This window comes from Allobosea sp. OK403 (genome assembly GCF_900113835.1).
In the GTDB taxonomy this organism is placed as follows: domain Bacteria; phylum Pseudomonadota; class Alphaproteobacteria; order Rhizobiales; family Beijerinckiaceae; genus Allobosea.
This window is the reverse complement of record NZ_FOQV01000001.1, coordinates 500,590-515,204: the sequence shown is the minus strand read 5'-3', so window position 1 is coordinate 515,204 and position 14,615 is coordinate 500,590. Positions and strand designations below refer to the sequence as shown.

The 14,615-nt window shown below is 66.2% G+C and carries 10 protein-coding genes and 1 pseudogene; 6 read left to right on the top strand and 5 right to left on the bottom strand.

Going from position 1 to position 14,615, the window contains the following annotated elements; translation table 11 throughout:
* Positions 1 to 9 precede the first annotated feature (9 nt).
* Positions 10 to 831 (bottom strand): 3-methyl-2-oxobutanoate hydroxymethyltransferase, encoded by an 822-nt coding sequence (gene panB, locus BMZ97_RS02165; protein WP_092165002.1) that lies wholly within the window; start codon positions 829 to 831, stop codon positions 10 to 12.
* 230 nt (positions 832 to 1,061) lie between these two features.
* Here panB and topA point away from each other — a divergent pair, with 230 nt between their 5' ends.
* Positions 1,062 to 3,743 (top strand): type I DNA topoisomerase, encoded by a 2,682-nt coding sequence (topA, locus tag BMZ97_RS02160; protein ID WP_092165000.1) that lies wholly within the window; start codon positions 1,062 to 1,064, stop codon positions 3,741 to 3,743.
* A 183-nt stretch (positions 3,744 to 3,926) separates the two neighbouring features.
* Here the strand turns inward: topA and BMZ97_RS31810 are convergent.
* The 4 genes and pseudogenes from BMZ97_RS31810 to BMZ97_RS02140 all read right to left on the bottom strand — a co-directional run.
* Positions 3,927 to 4,481 (bottom strand): annotated as a pseudogene (locus tag BMZ97_RS31810) (DUF2778 domain-containing protein); the annotation flags it as partial.
* 986 nt (positions 4,482 to 5,467) lie between these two features.
* On the bottom strand, positions 5,468 to 6,415 hold the full coding sequence (locus BMZ97_RS02150; protein WP_092164998.1) for a ring-cleaving dioxygenase: 948 nt from the start codon (positions 6,413 to 6,415) through the stop codon (positions 5,468 to 5,470).
* A gap of 172 nt (positions 6,416 to 6,587) precedes the next feature.
* On the bottom strand, positions 6,588 to 6,923 hold the full coding sequence (locus BMZ97_RS02145) for a hypothetical protein (RefSeq protein WP_092164996.1): 336 nt from the start codon (positions 6,921 to 6,923) through the stop codon (positions 6,588 to 6,590).
* Between the two features lie 109 nt (positions 6,924 to 7,032).
* Entirely contained in the window at positions 7,033 to 9,357 is a 2,325-nt protein-coding gene (locus BMZ97_RS02140) for a bifunctional salicylyl-CoA 5-hydroxylase/oxidoreductase (protein ID WP_092166514.1), read from the bottom strand.
* Between the two features lie 230 nt (positions 9,358 to 9,587).
* On the opposite strand from BMZ97_RS02140, the gene BMZ97_RS02135 reads away from it, so the two are divergent.
* From BMZ97_RS02135 to BMZ97_RS02115, 5 genes are read left to right on the top strand one after another with little or no spacing between them, the layout of a single operon-like run.
* Complete coding sequence (locus BMZ97_RS02135) at positions 9,588 to 10,343, top strand: SDR family NAD(P)-dependent oxidoreductase (RefSeq protein ID WP_092164995.1); 756 nt, start codon at positions 9,588 to 9,590, stop codon at positions 10,341 to 10,343.
* Positions 10,344 to 10,346: 3 nt separating this feature from the next.
* Positions 10,347 to 10,874: a MarR family winged helix-turn-helix transcriptional regulator gene (locus BMZ97_RS02130; RefSeq protein WP_092164994.1), complete on the top strand. Its 528-nt coding sequence runs from the start codon at positions 10,347 to 10,349 to the stop codon at positions 10,872 to 10,874.
* The gene (locus tag BMZ97_RS02125) at positions 10,871 to 11,704 is read left to right on the top strand and encodes an enoyl-CoA hydratase family protein (protein WP_092164993.1); all 834 of its coding nucleotides are present in this window, start codon (positions 10,871 to 10,873) and stop codon (positions 11,702 to 11,704) included. Before BMZ97_RS02130 ends, BMZ97_RS02125 begins: the two co-directional genes overlap by 4 nt.
* A 55-nt stretch (positions 11,705 to 11,759) precedes the next feature.
* A complete protein-coding gene (locus tag BMZ97_RS02120; RefSeq protein WP_092166513.1) occupies positions 11,760 to 12,980 on the top strand; it encodes an acyl-CoA dehydrogenase family protein in 1,221 nt (406 codons plus the stop codon).
* A complete protein-coding gene (locus tag BMZ97_RS02115) occupies positions 12,946 to 14,589 on the top strand; it encodes a benzoate-CoA ligase family protein (protein ID WP_244546193.1) in 1,644 nt (547 codons plus the stop codon). The genes BMZ97_RS02120 and BMZ97_RS02115 overlap by 35 nt, the downstream gene beginning before the upstream one ends.
* Positions 14,590 to 14,615: the final 26 nt, after the last annotated feature.

Genomic DNA, 14,615 nt, shown 5'->3' with positions numbered 1-14,615 from the left:
AGCAGCATCTCACTCGGCCTTCAACGCGTAGACATGCTCCTGCCCCGGGAACCGGCGCGCCTTGACCTCCTCGGCATAGGTCGAGACCGCCTGCCTCACCTCAGCGGCGAGATTGCCATAGGCTTTCACGAATTTAGGCACGCGCCCGGTCAGGCCGAGCATGTCGTCGAGGACGAGGATCTGGCCGTCACAAGCCGCGGACGCGCCGATGCCGATGGTGGGGATGCCGACCCCTTCGGTGATCTGCACAGCCAACGGTTCGGCGACGGCCTCGACCACCATCGCAAAGGCACCCGCCTGCGCGACCGCCTCGGCATCTGCGAGAATGGCCGGCCACTCGGCTTTGCTGCGGCCCTGCGCCTTGAAGCCGCCGAGCGTGTTGACCGCCTGCGGCGTCAGACCGACATGGCCCATCACGGGCACGCCGCGCTCGACCAGGAAGCGGATCGTCTGTGCCATGCGCGCGCCGCCCTCGAGCTTGACCGCGCCGCAGCCGGTCTCCTTGAGGATGCGGGCGGCGTTGCGCAAGGCCTGTTCGCGACTTTCCTCATAGCTGCCGAAGGGCATGTCGACCACGATGAGGGCTTGGCGCGTCGCGCGCATCACGGCCTGGCCATGCCGGATCATCATCTCCAGCGTCACCGGAACGGTGCTGTCGAGCCCGTAGACCACCATACCGAGCGAATCGCCGACCAGGATGAAATCGGCGACCTCGTCGACGATGCCCGCCATCGCAGCGGTATAGGCAGTCAGGGAGACGATCGGCTCGCCGGATTTGCGCGCCTGGATGTCCTGCGCGGTCCGGCGCTTGATCAAGCTGTGTACAGACACGATATCCTCCGCTCATCGTCGTCGAACGCCAGCGCCCCCGGTAAGGCCTCCACCCGTCCGGGCAAAGCATAATCGGCGTTTGACAGAGACAACGGCGTGAACCACTTTCGCGCGCCATTCCGAACCGCTATCAACGCGCCCTGCGCCAAGCTTCGCCAGGCAGGCACATAACGTGCTTTCCCTGTGCTTTGCCCGGCCCCGTCCTTTGCCCTTTGAGACTGAAACGCACCATGAAGCTCCTCGTCGTCGAGTCGCCGGCCAAGGCCAAGACGATCAACAAATATCTCGGCTCGGATTACGAGGTCATCGCCTCGTTCGGGCATATCCGCGACCTGCCCGCCAAGGACGGCTCCGTCGAGCCCGAGCAGGACTTCGCGATGAAGTGGGAGATCGAGGGGCGCGGCGCCAAGCAGGTCGCCGAGATCGTCAAGGCGCTGAAAGGCGCCGACAAGCTGATCCTCGCAACCGACCCGGACCGCGAGGGCGAGGCCATCTCCTGGCACGTGCTGGAAGCGCTGAACGCCAAGCGGGCGCTCAAGGGCATCCCCGTCGAGCGCGTCACCTTCAACGCCGTGACCAAGGACGCCGTGCAGAAGGCGCTCGCCAATCCGCGCCAGGTCGACCAGGCGCTGGTCGACGCTTATCTGGCGCGCCGGGCGCTCGACTATCTCGTCGGCTTCACCCTCTCCCCCGTGCTCTGGCGCAAATTGCCCGGCGCACGCTCGGCCGGCCGCGTCCAGTCGGTGGCGCTGCGCATCGTCTGCGACCGCGAGCGCGAGATCGAGGCCTTCCGGGCCCGCGAATACTGGTCGCTGGTGGCCACGCTCGCCACCAGCGCAGGCGGCGTCTTCGACGCACGGCTCGTCGGAGCCGACGGCAAGAAGATCACCCGGCTCGACATCGGCACGGGGGACGAGGCGCTCGCCTTCAAGGCGGCGCTGGAGACCGCCGCCTTCAGCGTGGCGAATGTCGAGGCCAAGCCCGTCAAGCGCCACCCCTATCCGCCCTTCCAGACCTCGACCTTGCAGCAAGAGGCCTCGCGCAAACTGGGCCTCGCCCCGGCGCGGACGATGCAACTGGCGCAGCGGCTCTATGAGGGCGTCGACATCGGCGGCGAGACGGTCGGCCTCATCACCTATATGCGAACCGACGGCGTCGACATGGACGGCTCGGCCATCACCGCCGCCCGGAGCGTCATCGGCAAGGAGTTCGGCGACGCCTATGTTCCCGAGGTGCCGCGCAAATACACGGTCAAGGCCAAGAACGCGCAGGAGGCCCATGAGGCGATCCGGCCGACCGATCTCGGGCGTCTCCCGGCCATGGTCGCGCGCCATCTCGAGCCCGAGCAGGCCAAACTCTACGAACTGATCTGGAAGCGCACCATCGCCAGCCAGATGGAATCGGCCTCGCTCGAACGCACCACGGTCGACATTGCCGCCAAGGTCGGCGCGCGCAATCTGGAACTGCGCGCCACCGGCCAGGTCGTGCTCTTCGACGGCTTCCTGACGCTCTATCAGGAGAGCCGCGACGATGAAGAGGACGAGGACTCGAAAAAGCTGCCGGCGATGAAGAATGGCGAGCCGCTTGAGAAGCGCGCCATCGCGGCCGACCAGCACTTCACGGAGCCGCCGCCGCGCTATTCGGAAGCCAGCCTCGTCAAGCGCATGGAAGAGCTCGGCATCGGCCGGCCCTCGACCTATGCCGCGACGCTGTCGACCCTGCGCGACCGCGAATATGTCCGCATCGACAAGAAGCGCCTCGTCCCCGAGGACAAGGGCATGCTGGTTACGGCGTTCCTGGAGAGCTTCTTCAAGCGCTATGTCGAGTTCGATTTCACGGCCAATCTCGAGGAGCAGCTCGACCGGGTCTCCAATGCCGAGATCGACTGGAAAGTGCTACTGCGCGAATTCTGGGAAGAGTTCACCAAATCGATCGGCGAGACCAAGGATCTGCGCGTCACCGAGGTACTGGAGGCGCTAAACGGCGTGCTCGGCGCCCATGTCTTCCCGGCGCGCGAGGATGGCAGCGATCCGCGCTCTTGCCAGGTCTGCGGCACCGGCACGCTCTCGCTCAAGCTCGGCAAGTTCGGCGCCTTCGTCGGCTGCTCGAACTATCCGGAATGCCGCTACACCCGGCCGCTGACCGTCTCCGCTGCTGACGGCGAAGCGACGGCCGAGGGCGGCCAGGGTGCGCCGGGCGTGCGCATCCTCGGCAAGGATCCGGTCACGGAGGTCGACGTCACGCTGCGTGATGGCCGCTTCGGGCCCTATATCCAGCTCGGCGAGGGTGAGAAGCCCAAGCGCTCCAGCCTGCCCAAGGGCATGAGCGCGGCCAGCGTGACGCTGGAGAAAGCCCTGGCGCTGCTGGCCCTGCCGAAGGAGGTCGCGAAGCATCCCGAGAGCGGCGAGCCGATCCTCGTCGGCATCGGCCGCTACGGGCCTTACGTCCAGCACGGCAAGACCTACGCCAATATCGACAAGGATGACGATATCCTCGAACTCGGCGGCAACCGCGCCATCGACCTGATCGTCGCCAAGGAGAGTGGCGGCGGCGGCAGCCGCTTCGGGCGTGGCGCAGCCGTGCCGGGGCGAGATCTCGGTGAGCACCCAGGCGGCGGCAAGCTCGTCGTCCGTGCCGGCAAATACGGCCCTTACGTCAACTGGGGCAAGGTCAATGCGACCCTGCCCAAGACGATGACGCAGGAGGCGATCACGCTCGAACAGGCGGTCGAACTCGTCAATGCCAAGGCCGAGGCCAGTGGCGTCAAGGGTGGCGGGAAGCCTAAAGCTGCGGCGAAGACGAAGGCTCCGGCCAAGGCTGCCGCGAAATCCTCGGCCAAGCCCAAGACGGCAGCAAAGGCCAAGGCGCCGGCCAAGGCAGCGGCTAAACCCAAAACCGCCGCTAAGGCCTGACCAGCCCGAGCCGTCATTCCGGGGCAGGCCGCAGGCCTGAGCCCGGAACCCAGAACCAATGACGATGATCAGAAAGGCGCCGGAAGGACCGCCCTTCTACTGTAACGGCATCGGTTCTGGGTTCCGGGCTCTTCGCTGCGCGAAGCCCCGGAATGACGGCCTGGCTTCCTTGCTGAACGCTAGCTACCGGCTCGCCACCACGACCAGGCGCTTCACTTCACCGCGCAGATAGGCGTGCAGGAACTTGTCGTAGTCTTTGAACGACACGCAGCCATTCGAATCGCCGTTGGGGCCCAGCAGATAAGTGTGGGTCAGGAGGCCGGCGCGGCCATGGATCGCGCCGCTGCCGCCGACGGGGTTCAGGCGCAGCGCCCGCACGCCGTGGAACAGTGCCTCGCGCTCGGTCAGATCATAGGTATGCGGCGGCGTGACGCCCTGCATCCGGACATGGGCGAAACGGGGGTCGTCCAGCTTGTCGCCGAGGCCTGAATGCGCCTCCAGACGATCGCCATTGGGCATGTAGACCGTGCGCGCGCTGATGTCGTAGATCGCGGTCGCCTGCGCCGAACCGATCATCGGCGCCGTGCCGGGGCTGAGCCGGCGTCCGCGTGAACGGTCGACGACATCATCTTCGGGCGCTGCGTAGGCGAGAGCAGGCCCGGCCGGCTGCGGTGGCACGCCGAAGAATTTTTCGAAGAATGAACGGTTGTCCGGCGCCTGCGCAGGCGCCGCCGCGACCTTGGGCCGGTGCGCCGGCTGGCGCAGCACGATGGCCGGCGGCTCGCGGGTCTGGGGAGGCTTGAGCTCCGAGGGCCGTGCGATCGGCCGCGGCGCGCCGGGCACGAGCCTGGGCGCTGCAGGGGTCTTGAGAATGTCCGACACCGACCCGGCCGAAGGAAGGGCGCCAGGCGCGATGCTTCCGGTCGTGTCCACGTCACGCGGGGTGACGGGAGCCGAGGCCGGAACAGCTGGTTGCGACAGGGTGGCCGGTGCGAGCGAAGCCGTCTGCAGCGGCGTGTTGGCGTGGAAACTCGCATCCAGCGGCGCGCTCCCCCCGAGAGTGGTGGGCGCAGGGCCGAGCTTGAACTCGGAATTCAGAAGATCTCTGTAAACTCTTGCTGTATCGCTCTTTTGCGGCGATGCAGCCGCTGTCTGCACAGACCTCGCCTCATGGGTCGCCGGCCTATCCTGCGATCCATCCATCGCCAGGAAACCAAGTGCGGTCGTCGCCGCGACGAAGGCAAGCTGGAGCAACACCTTGCGGCGCAGCCGGGCGCGAGAGCGCAACCTGACTGCACGCGGCTTGTAGCCTTGGTCCGACATCGGGGCGGCGCTCTCAACTCAACAACGCAACACGCCGCCTGCCCTAGCGAACGAAACCCAAAGCGGCCGGCTCTCCGCCGCGCTCGAACAGGAGCATCGGCCGAGAAAGGCGCTGATCGTCCATGCAGGGAAGCCAGCAACTCAACAGAGCTCAGTAAAATCCTGCGTGGTTAATTGCCGGTGAATCCAACGCGGCAATTTGCGACAAAAAAACGCGGCGGACCGATCCGGCCCGCCGCGCCCCATAGATTGCCGCGTTGAAACGCTCCCAGCCGCTCGGAGCAGGATGCGAAAAAGTGGAAACCGGCTTTTCACATCAATCCTGCTCTCACTTTCAGACGGGAGACGGATTCAGATTGCAGCTGGGATCACTCCGTGATTCCAGCTGCAATCATCCGGCTCTAGAGCGGCTTCAGCCCGGCCTCGATCTGCGCCCGCTTCGGCTCCAGGAAGGGCGGCAGAGCGAGCTTCTCACCCATCGTCTCGGCCGGCTCATCGGCAGAGAAGCCGGGCTCGTCAGTGGCGATCTCGATCAGGATGCCGTTCGGCTCGCGCAGATAAAGCGAGCGGAAATAGAAGCGGTCGACCTTGCCGCTATTGGGATAGCCGGCCGCCTTGAGCCGTTCCGCCCAGGCGTCGTAATCGGCAAAGGTCGGCGTGCGCAGCGCGAGATGATGCACGCCGCCGGCCCCTTCGCGCGCCTGCGGCGCATCGGGCTCGACCGCGACATGCAGTTCGGCTGCCGGACCACCCTCCCCGATCTTGAAGACATGGATCTCGCCGCTGGCATGAGCCGCGTCGCGATAGGACGCGATGCGTTCCAGTCCGAGAAGCTGGGTCAGCACGACCTCGGTGCGCTCGAGCTTCGGCACCGAGATGGTGACGGGCCCGAGCCCGCGAATCTGATGCGCGGCGGGAACCGGGCTCTTCCCCCAGACAACGAAGGGGATCTCGCCGCCATCCGCGAGCAATGTCAGGCGCTGGCCCTCCGGATCCTCGAAATCGAAGGCCTCGCGGCCATTGATCGCGCGGATGGCTGAAACCTTGACGCCGGCCTTGGTCAGACGCTCGCGCCACCATTCCAGCGACGCCTCATCGGCGACACGCAGGGAGGTGCGATTGATCGAATGCGTGCCACGCCGGGCCGGCGAGGCAGGCCAGTCGAAAAAGGTCAGATCCGATCCAGGCGAGCCGGCACCATCGGCATAGAACAGGTGATAGGCCGAGGTGTCGTCCTGGTTCACCGTCTTCTTGACCAGCCGCATGCCCAGCGTCTCGGCATAGAAGCGGCGATTGCCCGGCGCATCGGCCGAGATGGCGGTGACGTGGTGAATGCCGGTGAGCTTCATCTGGAACCTCATGATTGGGCGCAAGGCCGGATCGGCCCGCTGTCTGCGCTTGAGATAGCGCCCCGCGCCGCAAGCGGAAGCCCCCATCGCCCAATCCTAACCTTGCGCCGACGCAATCAACAGAGAGCAACGCCCTCTCCAGCACGCGCCTGCGCAAGCGAACTTTGCCGCGCTACGGAGTCGTCGTAGCCGGTGGGGCGGAGATTTGCGGAGCCGTAGCCTTGTCGGCAGGCGTCGCGGGCGTCGTGCAGTCCTGTGGCTTGGCCTTGCAATCATAGATCATGGTCGGCGCGGAGGACTGCCCGGAACTCCCGGCCGATGGCAGGATCATGTTCTGGCCTCTGTCGACCTGCGAGGGGTGCGTCGTCACCGGGCCGAGCCCGCCATTGGATTGCGGCGCGACGGCCCCGGGCGACTGCGGCGGCGTGACCGTCCCCTGGGCGAGCGCGGCGAAAGAACCGGTCGCGACGGCTATCGCGGCGACGAGCGAACGGGCAGTGGCGAGCATGTCGGTCCTTCTGGCTGGGACTGTGATGCTCAAGAAACAGGCGGACATACGGGATGTTCCCCCGCGCCTGGCTTCAAGCCGAGACCGCGTGGCGGCTCGGCTCTCTTGACTAGACCGAGACCGCGTGGCGGCTCGGCTTGGCTTTGAGCTTCAGCGCCTCGCTTTCCTCGCGCTCGCGTGGGGTGTTGCGCATGAGCTGGTCCTTGCCGGGCTGATATTGCAGCGGTTGGGCTATATCGACGCCATACCAGGCAGCGGCGCGCAGCACGAAGGAAGGATCGGCCAGATGCGGCCGGCCGAGCGCGACGAGGTCGGCCCGGCCTGAGGCGATGATGGTGTTGACCTGGTCGGCCGAGGTGATGTTGCCGACGCACATGGTCGCGACGCGAGCCTCATTGCGGATCTGGTCGGAGAACGGCATCTGGAACATGCGGCCATAGATCGGGCGGCTGTCGTTGACGGTCTGCCCGGTTGAGACGTCGACGAGGTCGCAGCCCTCCTCCGCGAAGGCCGTGGAGATCGCGATCATGTCCTGCGGGGTCACGCCGCCCGCCTTCCAGTCGGTCGCGGAGATGCGCACAGACATCGGCTTCTCGCGCGGCCAGGTCTCGCGCAGGGCGCGGAAGACCTCCAGGGGATAGCGCAGGCGGTTCTCGACCGAGCCGCCATAGTCATCCGTCCGGTGATTGGTCAGCGGCGAGAGGAAGCTCGCCAGCAGATAGCCATGGGCGCAGTGCAGCTCCAGCATGTCGAAGCCGGCGCGCTCGCCGCGCTGCGCTGCCGCGACGAACTCGGCCTTCACCCGGTCCATGTCGGAGCGGCTCATCTCGCCCGGGATCTGGCTCTCCGGATAATAGGGCAAGGGCGAGGCCGAGATGATCGGCCAGGCGCCCTCCTCCAGCGGCTTGTCCATGCCGTCCCACATCAATTTGGTCGCGCCCTTGCGCCCGGCATGGCCGAGCTGGAGGCAGAACTTCGCCGCCGAATTGGCATGGACGAAGTCGACGATCCGGGCCCAGGCGGCTTCCTGCGCGTCGGTATAGAGCCCGGCGCAGCCCGGCGTGATGCGCGCATCGGCCGCCACGCAGGTCATTTCGGTGAAGATGAGCCCGGGGCCGCCAATGGCGCGCGAGCCGTAATGCATCAGGTGCCAGTCATTGGGCAGGCCATCCTGCGCCGAATATTGGCACATCGGCGAGAGCACCATGCGGTTCTCGACCTGCATCTCGCGCAGCTTGAGCGGCTGGAAGGCCGGCGGCACGGGGGCGCCGTCCTTGCGGGTGCGGGCGAGCGGGCCGAGCTCCTGCGCGACCAGCTTGTCGATCGCCGCGACGAAACCCGGCGCGCGCAGAGCCAGATTGTCATAGGTGATCGCCTTGGAGCGCGTCATCAGGCCGAAGGCGAAGCGCAGCGGGTCGAAATCCCAGAAGCGGCGCAGCTGCTCGAACCAGACCAGCGAGACGTCGGCCGCGTGCTGGGTCTTCTCGACCTCCTCGCGGCGCGTGCGCTCGAACAATGCGAGCGCCTCGGTGACGTTCAATTGCGCCTTGCCGAAGGCCTTGTGCAGCGCGATCGCGTCTTCCATCGCGAGCTTGGTGCCAGAGCCGATCGAGAAATGCGCCGTCGCCTTGGCGTCGCCGATCAGGACGACGTTCTCCGAGACCCAGTTGCGACAGCGGATCATCGGAAAATTCCGCCAGAGCGAGCGATTGGTGACCAGCTTATGGCCCTGCAGCTCCTCGGCGAAGACGCCTTCGAGAAAGGCTGCCGATTCCGCTTCGTCCAGCTTGTCGAGCCCCGCCTTGGCGAAGGTCTCGGGATCGGTCTCCAGCACCCAGGTCGAGCGGCCGACCTCATATTGGTAGCAATGGGCGATGAAGAGCCCGAATTCGGTTTCCTTGAAGAAGAAGTTGAAGGCGTCGAAGGGGCGGGTCGATCCCATCCAGGTGAAGATGTTGGGCCGCAGGTCGGTCTCGGGCTGGAAGCGCTCGCGCCAACCCTCGCGGATTCGGCTGTTGATGCCGTCGGCGGCGACGACGAGGTCGTAATCGCGCTTCAGCGCCTCGATATCACTGGCCTCCTCACCGAAACGAAGATCGACGCCGAGCTCGCGGGCGCGAGCCTGCACCAGCATGAGCAGCGAGCGGCGCGAGCAGCCGCAGAAGCCGTTGCCGGAGACGCGGTGCACGCTCTCCTTGAAATGGATCTCGACATCGTCCCAGTATGCGAAATTGTCGCGGATCGCGGCATAGCTTGTCGCATCGGCCGCCTTGAAGGTGTCGAGCGTCTGGTCGGAGAAGACGACGCCGAAGCCGAAAGTGTCGTCGGGCTGGTTGCGCTCGAAGACCGTGACCTCGAGCTGCGGCCAGTCGCGCTTCATCAAGAGCGCGAAATAGAGCCCGGCGGGTCCGCCGCCAACGACCGCAATGCGCATCATGACCTCCGAAACATGGGCTGTAAAATTATTTTAGGTCTAAAATAATTTTATCTCAAGAGGCTCATTTCGTTCGCCGAAAAACCGAAGCGGCGGGAGGCGAACTTAATCATGTACCGCCGACATATGGTGGTTTTCGCACGATTTTGCCGCCTGCCTTCAACCCGATCAGAGCGCTTGCAAATTCCTTTAGACCTAAAATATATTACTCCATCAGGAGGTCGCTCAGGATGGCTCTGGCAGGACAGCATGCACTGGTGACAGGCGGTGGGCGCGGCATCGGCCGCGCCGTCGCAGCCGCTCTGAAGCGCGAGGGCGCCCGCGTCAGCATCATCGGGCGCGACGCGAAGGTTCTGCAAGAGGCGGTCGAAGCCGGTGATGCCGACGCGTTCATGCCCTGCGATATCCGCGACGAGGCAGCCACTGCCACCGCCGCCGCAGCCTTGGCGCAAACCCAGCCCTTCGACATCGTCATCGCCAATGCCGGCGCGGTCGAGACCGGGCCGTTCACGCGCAGCGATGCCGAGCGCTTCCGGCGCATGAGCGAGATCAACCTGATCGGAACGGTCAACGCCTTCCACGCGGCGCTGCCCGGCATGATGGAGCGTCGCAGCGGCCGCTTGATCGCGATCGCCTCGACCGCGGGGCATCGCGGCTACGCTTATGTCTCGGCCTATGCCGCCGCCAAACATGCCGTGATCGGCCTAGTGCGCTCGCTCGCGCTGGAAACGGCACGCGCCGGCGTCACGGTCAACGCGATCTGCCCCGGCTATACAGACACCGACATGGTCGCAGGCGGCATCAGCGCGATCACCGCCAAGACCGGCCTCTCGGACGAGCAGGCGCTGGCACAGCTGGTGAAGGATAATCCGCAGGGGCGTTTGATCGCGCCGCAAGAAGTCGCGGCAGCCGTGCTCTATCTCTGCGGGCCGGCCAGCCAATCCATCACCGGCCAATCGATCCTGATCAATGGCGGGGAGTTCTAGGCCATGGAAACGCCCTCTCCCAGCCTCGTGCTCGACCGCGAGACCAAGGCCAGCGAACGCCCCGGCGATCACAAGGACGAACTCAGGCTCTGGCTCAGACTGCTGACCTGCTCGACCCTGATCGAGACCGAGATCCGCAACCGCCTGCGTGAAGAGTTCAAGACGACGCTGCCACGCTTCGACCTGATGGCGCAGCTCGAGAAATCGACCACCGGGATGACCGTCGGCGAGGTCTCACAGCGATTGATGGTCTCGAACGGCAATGTCACCGCCGTCGTCGCCGGGCTCCTGGCCGATGGTCTCGTCGACAAGCGCGCCGCCGCACAGGACCGGCGCGTGCAGGTGCTGACGCTGACGGCGCAGGGACGCAAGGCCTTCAAGGCGATGGCCGAGCGGCATGAGGGCTGGATCGCGGAGCTTTTTGCCGGGCTCGATCACGCCGAGACCACTCAACTATTCCGGCTGCTCGGCCGCACCAAAACCTCCCTGCATGCGGCCATCGCGCAGCGCGCCAACGGAGACAAGGCATGAGCCTCGCCAACGCCACGACCTTGCCGCTGGCGGGTTTCACACCGGCGCATTTCGAGCTGAACGTCGCCGGCAAGGTCGCAACGGTGACGCTGAACCGACCTGAGAAGAAGAATCCGCTGACCTTCGCAAGCTACCGCGAGCTCACCGATTTCTTCCTGGCCGCACAGAAGGAAGAGGCCGTCAAGGCGATCGTCGTCACCGGCGCCGGCGGCAACTTCTCTTCAGGCGGCGATGTCTTCGAGATCATCGGGCCGCTGGTCGCGATGGAGACCAAGGAGCTTTTGAAGTTCACCCGCATGACCGGGGAGCTGGTCAAGGCGATGCGCGCCTGCCCGCAGCCGGTCATCGCCGCGATCGACGGCGTCTGCGCCGGCGCGGGTGCGATCATGGCTATGGCGTCCGATCTGCGGCTGGGCACGGCCGAAACCAAGATCGCCTTCCTGTTCAACCGCGTTGGCCTCGCCGGCTGCGACATGGGCGCCTGCGCAATGCTGCCGCGCATTGTCGGTCAGGGACGCGCAGCCGAATTGCTCTACACCGGCCGCGCGCTGAAGGGCGAGGAGGCCGAACGCTGGGGCTTCCTCAACCGGCTCGTGGCCAAGGAGAGCCTGCTCGGTGAAGCCCAGGCCCTGGCAGCCGAGCTCGCCGACGGGCCGACCTTCGCCAACGCCATGACCAAGCGCATGCTCGAAATGGAATGGGCAATGTCGGTCGAAAGCGCGATCGAGGCCGAGGCCGTGGCGCAGGCCTTGTGCATGCAGACCGAGGATTTCGCCCGCGCCTACCACGCCTTCGCCAACAAGCAGAAGCCGGTCTTCGAGGGGAATTGAGATGGCGGGCAGCGGCATTCTCGGCCAGGCGACCTCGGGTAATACGACTTTGGGCATGGCTATCTTGGGCGACACGCTCGACTGGCCCTTCTTCGAGGATCGCCATCGCCACTTCGCCGAGGTGCTTTCGGCCTGGGCCGACACCACCCTGCCCGGCCTGCCACATGACGATGTCGACGCCGGCTGCCGAGCCCGCGTCAAGGCGCTTGGCGAGGCGGGCTTCCTCAAGGCGGTCGTGCCGGCGGCTTTCGGCGGCCTGAGCGAGGCGCTCGATGTCCGTACGCTTTGCCTCGCTCGCGAGATTTTGGCGGCACGCGACGGGCTCGCCGATTTTGCCTTCGCCATGCAGGGGCTCGGCACGGGCTCGATCACGCTCGCGGGCTCGGAGGCGATGAAGCAGCGCATCCTGCCCGGAATCCGCGACGGCAACCGCATCGCCGCCTTTGCATTATCGGAAAAGGAGGCCGGCTCCGACGTCGCCGCAATGGCGACGACCGCGACGCCGGACGGCAACACGCATATCCGGATCGACGGCGAAAAGACCTGGATCTCGAATGGCGGGATCGCCGATCACTACGTCGTCTTCGCCCGAACGGCTGAGGCGCCCGGCGCGCGCGGGCTTTCCGCCTTCCTGGTCGAGGCCGACACGCCAGGTCTGAGCATTGCCGAGCGCATCGACGTGATCGCGCCGCACCCGCTCGCCACCTTGCGCTTCGACGCTTGCCGCATCCCGGTCGAGAACCGCATCGGCGGCCCCGGCGACGGCTTCAAGGTCGCGATGGCGACGCTCGACATCTTCCGCTCGACAGTCGGCGCGGCTGCACTCGGTTTCGCACGGCGGGCGCTGCACGAGACGGTCTCGCACGCCAATGGCCGAAAGCTGTTCGGCGGCACGCTCGGCGACCTGCAATTGTCGCAGGCCGCGATCGCCGACAGCGCAGCCGAGGTCGATGCCGCGGCGCTGCTGGTCTATCGCGCCGCCTGGACCAAGGATCGCGGCGCGCCCCGCGTCACCCGCGAGGCGGCACTCGCCAAGCTCGTCGCAACAGAGAACGCCCAGCGCGTCATCGACCGTGCCGTCCAGATCCATGGCGGGTTCGGTGTGACCAAGGGCGTCAAGGTGGAGGAATTGTACCGGGAAATCAGGGCCTTGCGCATTTATGAGGGCGCCAGCGAGGTCCAGAAGGTCGTGATCGCACGCGACCTGCTGAAGACACATGCCGAGAAGGCAGGGGAACGAGATGACAGCAACCGGATTCGCGAGATCGGGGCATGAGGACGGTTTCGCGCGGGACAACCTGCCGCCGCGCGACAACTGGCCCGATCTCAGGCTGACAGAAGCGGGGCTGACCTATCCGGAACGGCTCAACGTCGTCACGGAGCTGCTCGACCGCCATGTCTTCGAAGGGCGCGGCGGGCGGGCCGCGATCATCGCGAGCGATCTGCACCGGAGCTATGCCGATCTCGCCGAGCAGGTGAACCGCATCGCCAACGTGCTGACACGCGACCTCGGCATGATTACGGGCAATCGCGTGCTGCTGCGCGCCGCCAACACGCCGATGATGGTGGCGAGCTATCTCGCCGTGCTGAAGGCCGGCGGCGTCGTGGTCGCGACCATGCCGATGCTGCGCGCGGGTGAGCTGGTTTATCCGATCCGCAAAGCGAAGATTTCGCTGGCGCTGTGCGACCATCGCCTGCTCGCCGAGCTGGAGGCGGCGCAGGCCCAGGCGCCGGAGCTGACACGGATCGTGAGCTGGGGCGACGACGCGGCGGGCAGCCTCGACGCGCTGATGCGCCAGCCCGGCTATGAGAACTTCGCCGCCGCCGACACGGCGAGCGACGATGTCTGCCTGATCGGCTTCACCTCCGGCACGACCGGCGAGCCCAAGGGCACGATGCATTTCCAGCGCGACATCCTGGCAATCTGCGACTGCTATGGCGCCCGCGTGCTCAAGGCTTCTCCGGAGGACCGCTTCATCGGCTCGCCGCCGCTCGCCTTCACCTTCGGGCTCGGCGGACTCGTGCTCTTCCCGATGCGGATCGGCGCGGCGATGATCCTGCCGGAGAAGGCCGGCCCGCCCGACCTGATCGACGCGATCGAGCGTCACAAGGCCTCGGTCGTCTTCACCGCGCCGACGGCCTATCGCGCCATGCTCGACCGGCTCGACGGGCGCGACATCTCCAGCTTGCGCATCTGCGTCTCGGCCGGCGAGGCCCTGCCCAAGCCCACTTTCGAGGCTTGGGCCGCCAAGACCGGCCTGCCGCTGATGGACGGCATCGGCGCGACCGAGATGCTGCACATCTTCATCGGCGCACCGCGCGAAAAGATCAGGCCCGGCGCGACCGGTCTTCCCGTTCCCGGCTATGAGGCCAAGATCGTCGACGAGGCCGGTATCGAGTGCCCCGACGGCACGCCCGGCCGGCTCGCCGTGCGCGGCCCGACGGGTTGCCGCTATCTCGCCGATGCGCGCCAGGCCAGATATGTGCTGGACGGCTGGAACATCACCGGCGACACCTATCTGCGCGATGCGGACGGCTATTTCTGGTATCAAGCGCGCTCCGACGACATGATCATCTCGGCCGGCTACAACATCGCCGGCCCCGAGGTCGAAATCTGCCTGCTGACGCACCCTGCAGTCGCCGAATGCGGCGTCGTCGGCGCGCCCTGTCCGGATCGGGGGCAGATCGTCAAAGCCTATGTCGTGCTGCGCGAGGGCTTCCTCGGCGATGCCCGCCTCCTCAAGGAGTTGCAGGACCACGTGAAAGCGCATATCGCGCCCTATAAATACCCGCGCGCCGTCGCCTTTGTGGCGGCGCTGCCCAAAACCGCGACCGGCAAGCTGCAGCGCTTCGCATTGCGCGAGATCGCGCGCGGCGAGGCCTGACCCTTCTTCGAAACACGAGCCGGAAC

Bases quoted from the DNA above. Each gene is read 5' to 3' on its own strand.
- BMZ97_RS02140 (WP_092166514.1), bottom strand. From the start codon at position 9,357: ATGCGCATTGCGGTCGTTGGCGGCGGACCCGCCGGGCTCTATTTCGCG.
- BMZ97_RS02135 (WP_092164995.1), top strand. From the start codon at position 9,588: ATGGCTCTGGCAGGACAGCATGCACTGGTGACAGGCGGTGGGCGCGGC.
- BMZ97_RS02125 (WP_092164993.1), top strand. From the start codon at position 10,871: ATGAGCCTCGCCAACGCCACGACCTTGCCGCTGGCGGGTTTCACACCG.
- BMZ97_RS02150 (WP_092164998.1), bottom strand. From the start codon at position 6,415: ATGAAGCTCACCGGCATTCACCACGTCACCGCCATCTCGGCCGATGCG.
- topA (WP_092165000.1), top strand. From the start codon at position 1,062: ATGAAGCTCCTCGTCGTCGAGTCGCCGGCCAAGGCCAAGACGATCAAC.
- BMZ97_RS02115 (WP_244546193.1), top strand. From the start codon at position 12,946: ATGACAGCAACCGGATTCGCGAGATCGGGGCATGAGGACGGTTTCGCG.
- BMZ97_RS02145 (WP_092164996.1), bottom strand. From the start codon at position 6,923: ATGCTCGCCACTGCCCGTTCGCTCGTCGCCGCGATAGCCGTCGCGACC.
- BMZ97_RS02130 (WP_092164994.1), top strand. From the start codon at position 10,347: ATGGAAACGCCCTCTCCCAGCCTCGTGCTCGACCGCGAGACCAAGGCC.
- BMZ97_RS02120 (WP_092166513.1), top strand. From the start codon at position 11,760: ATGGCTATCTTGGGCGACACGCTCGACTGGCCCTTCTTCGAGGATCGC.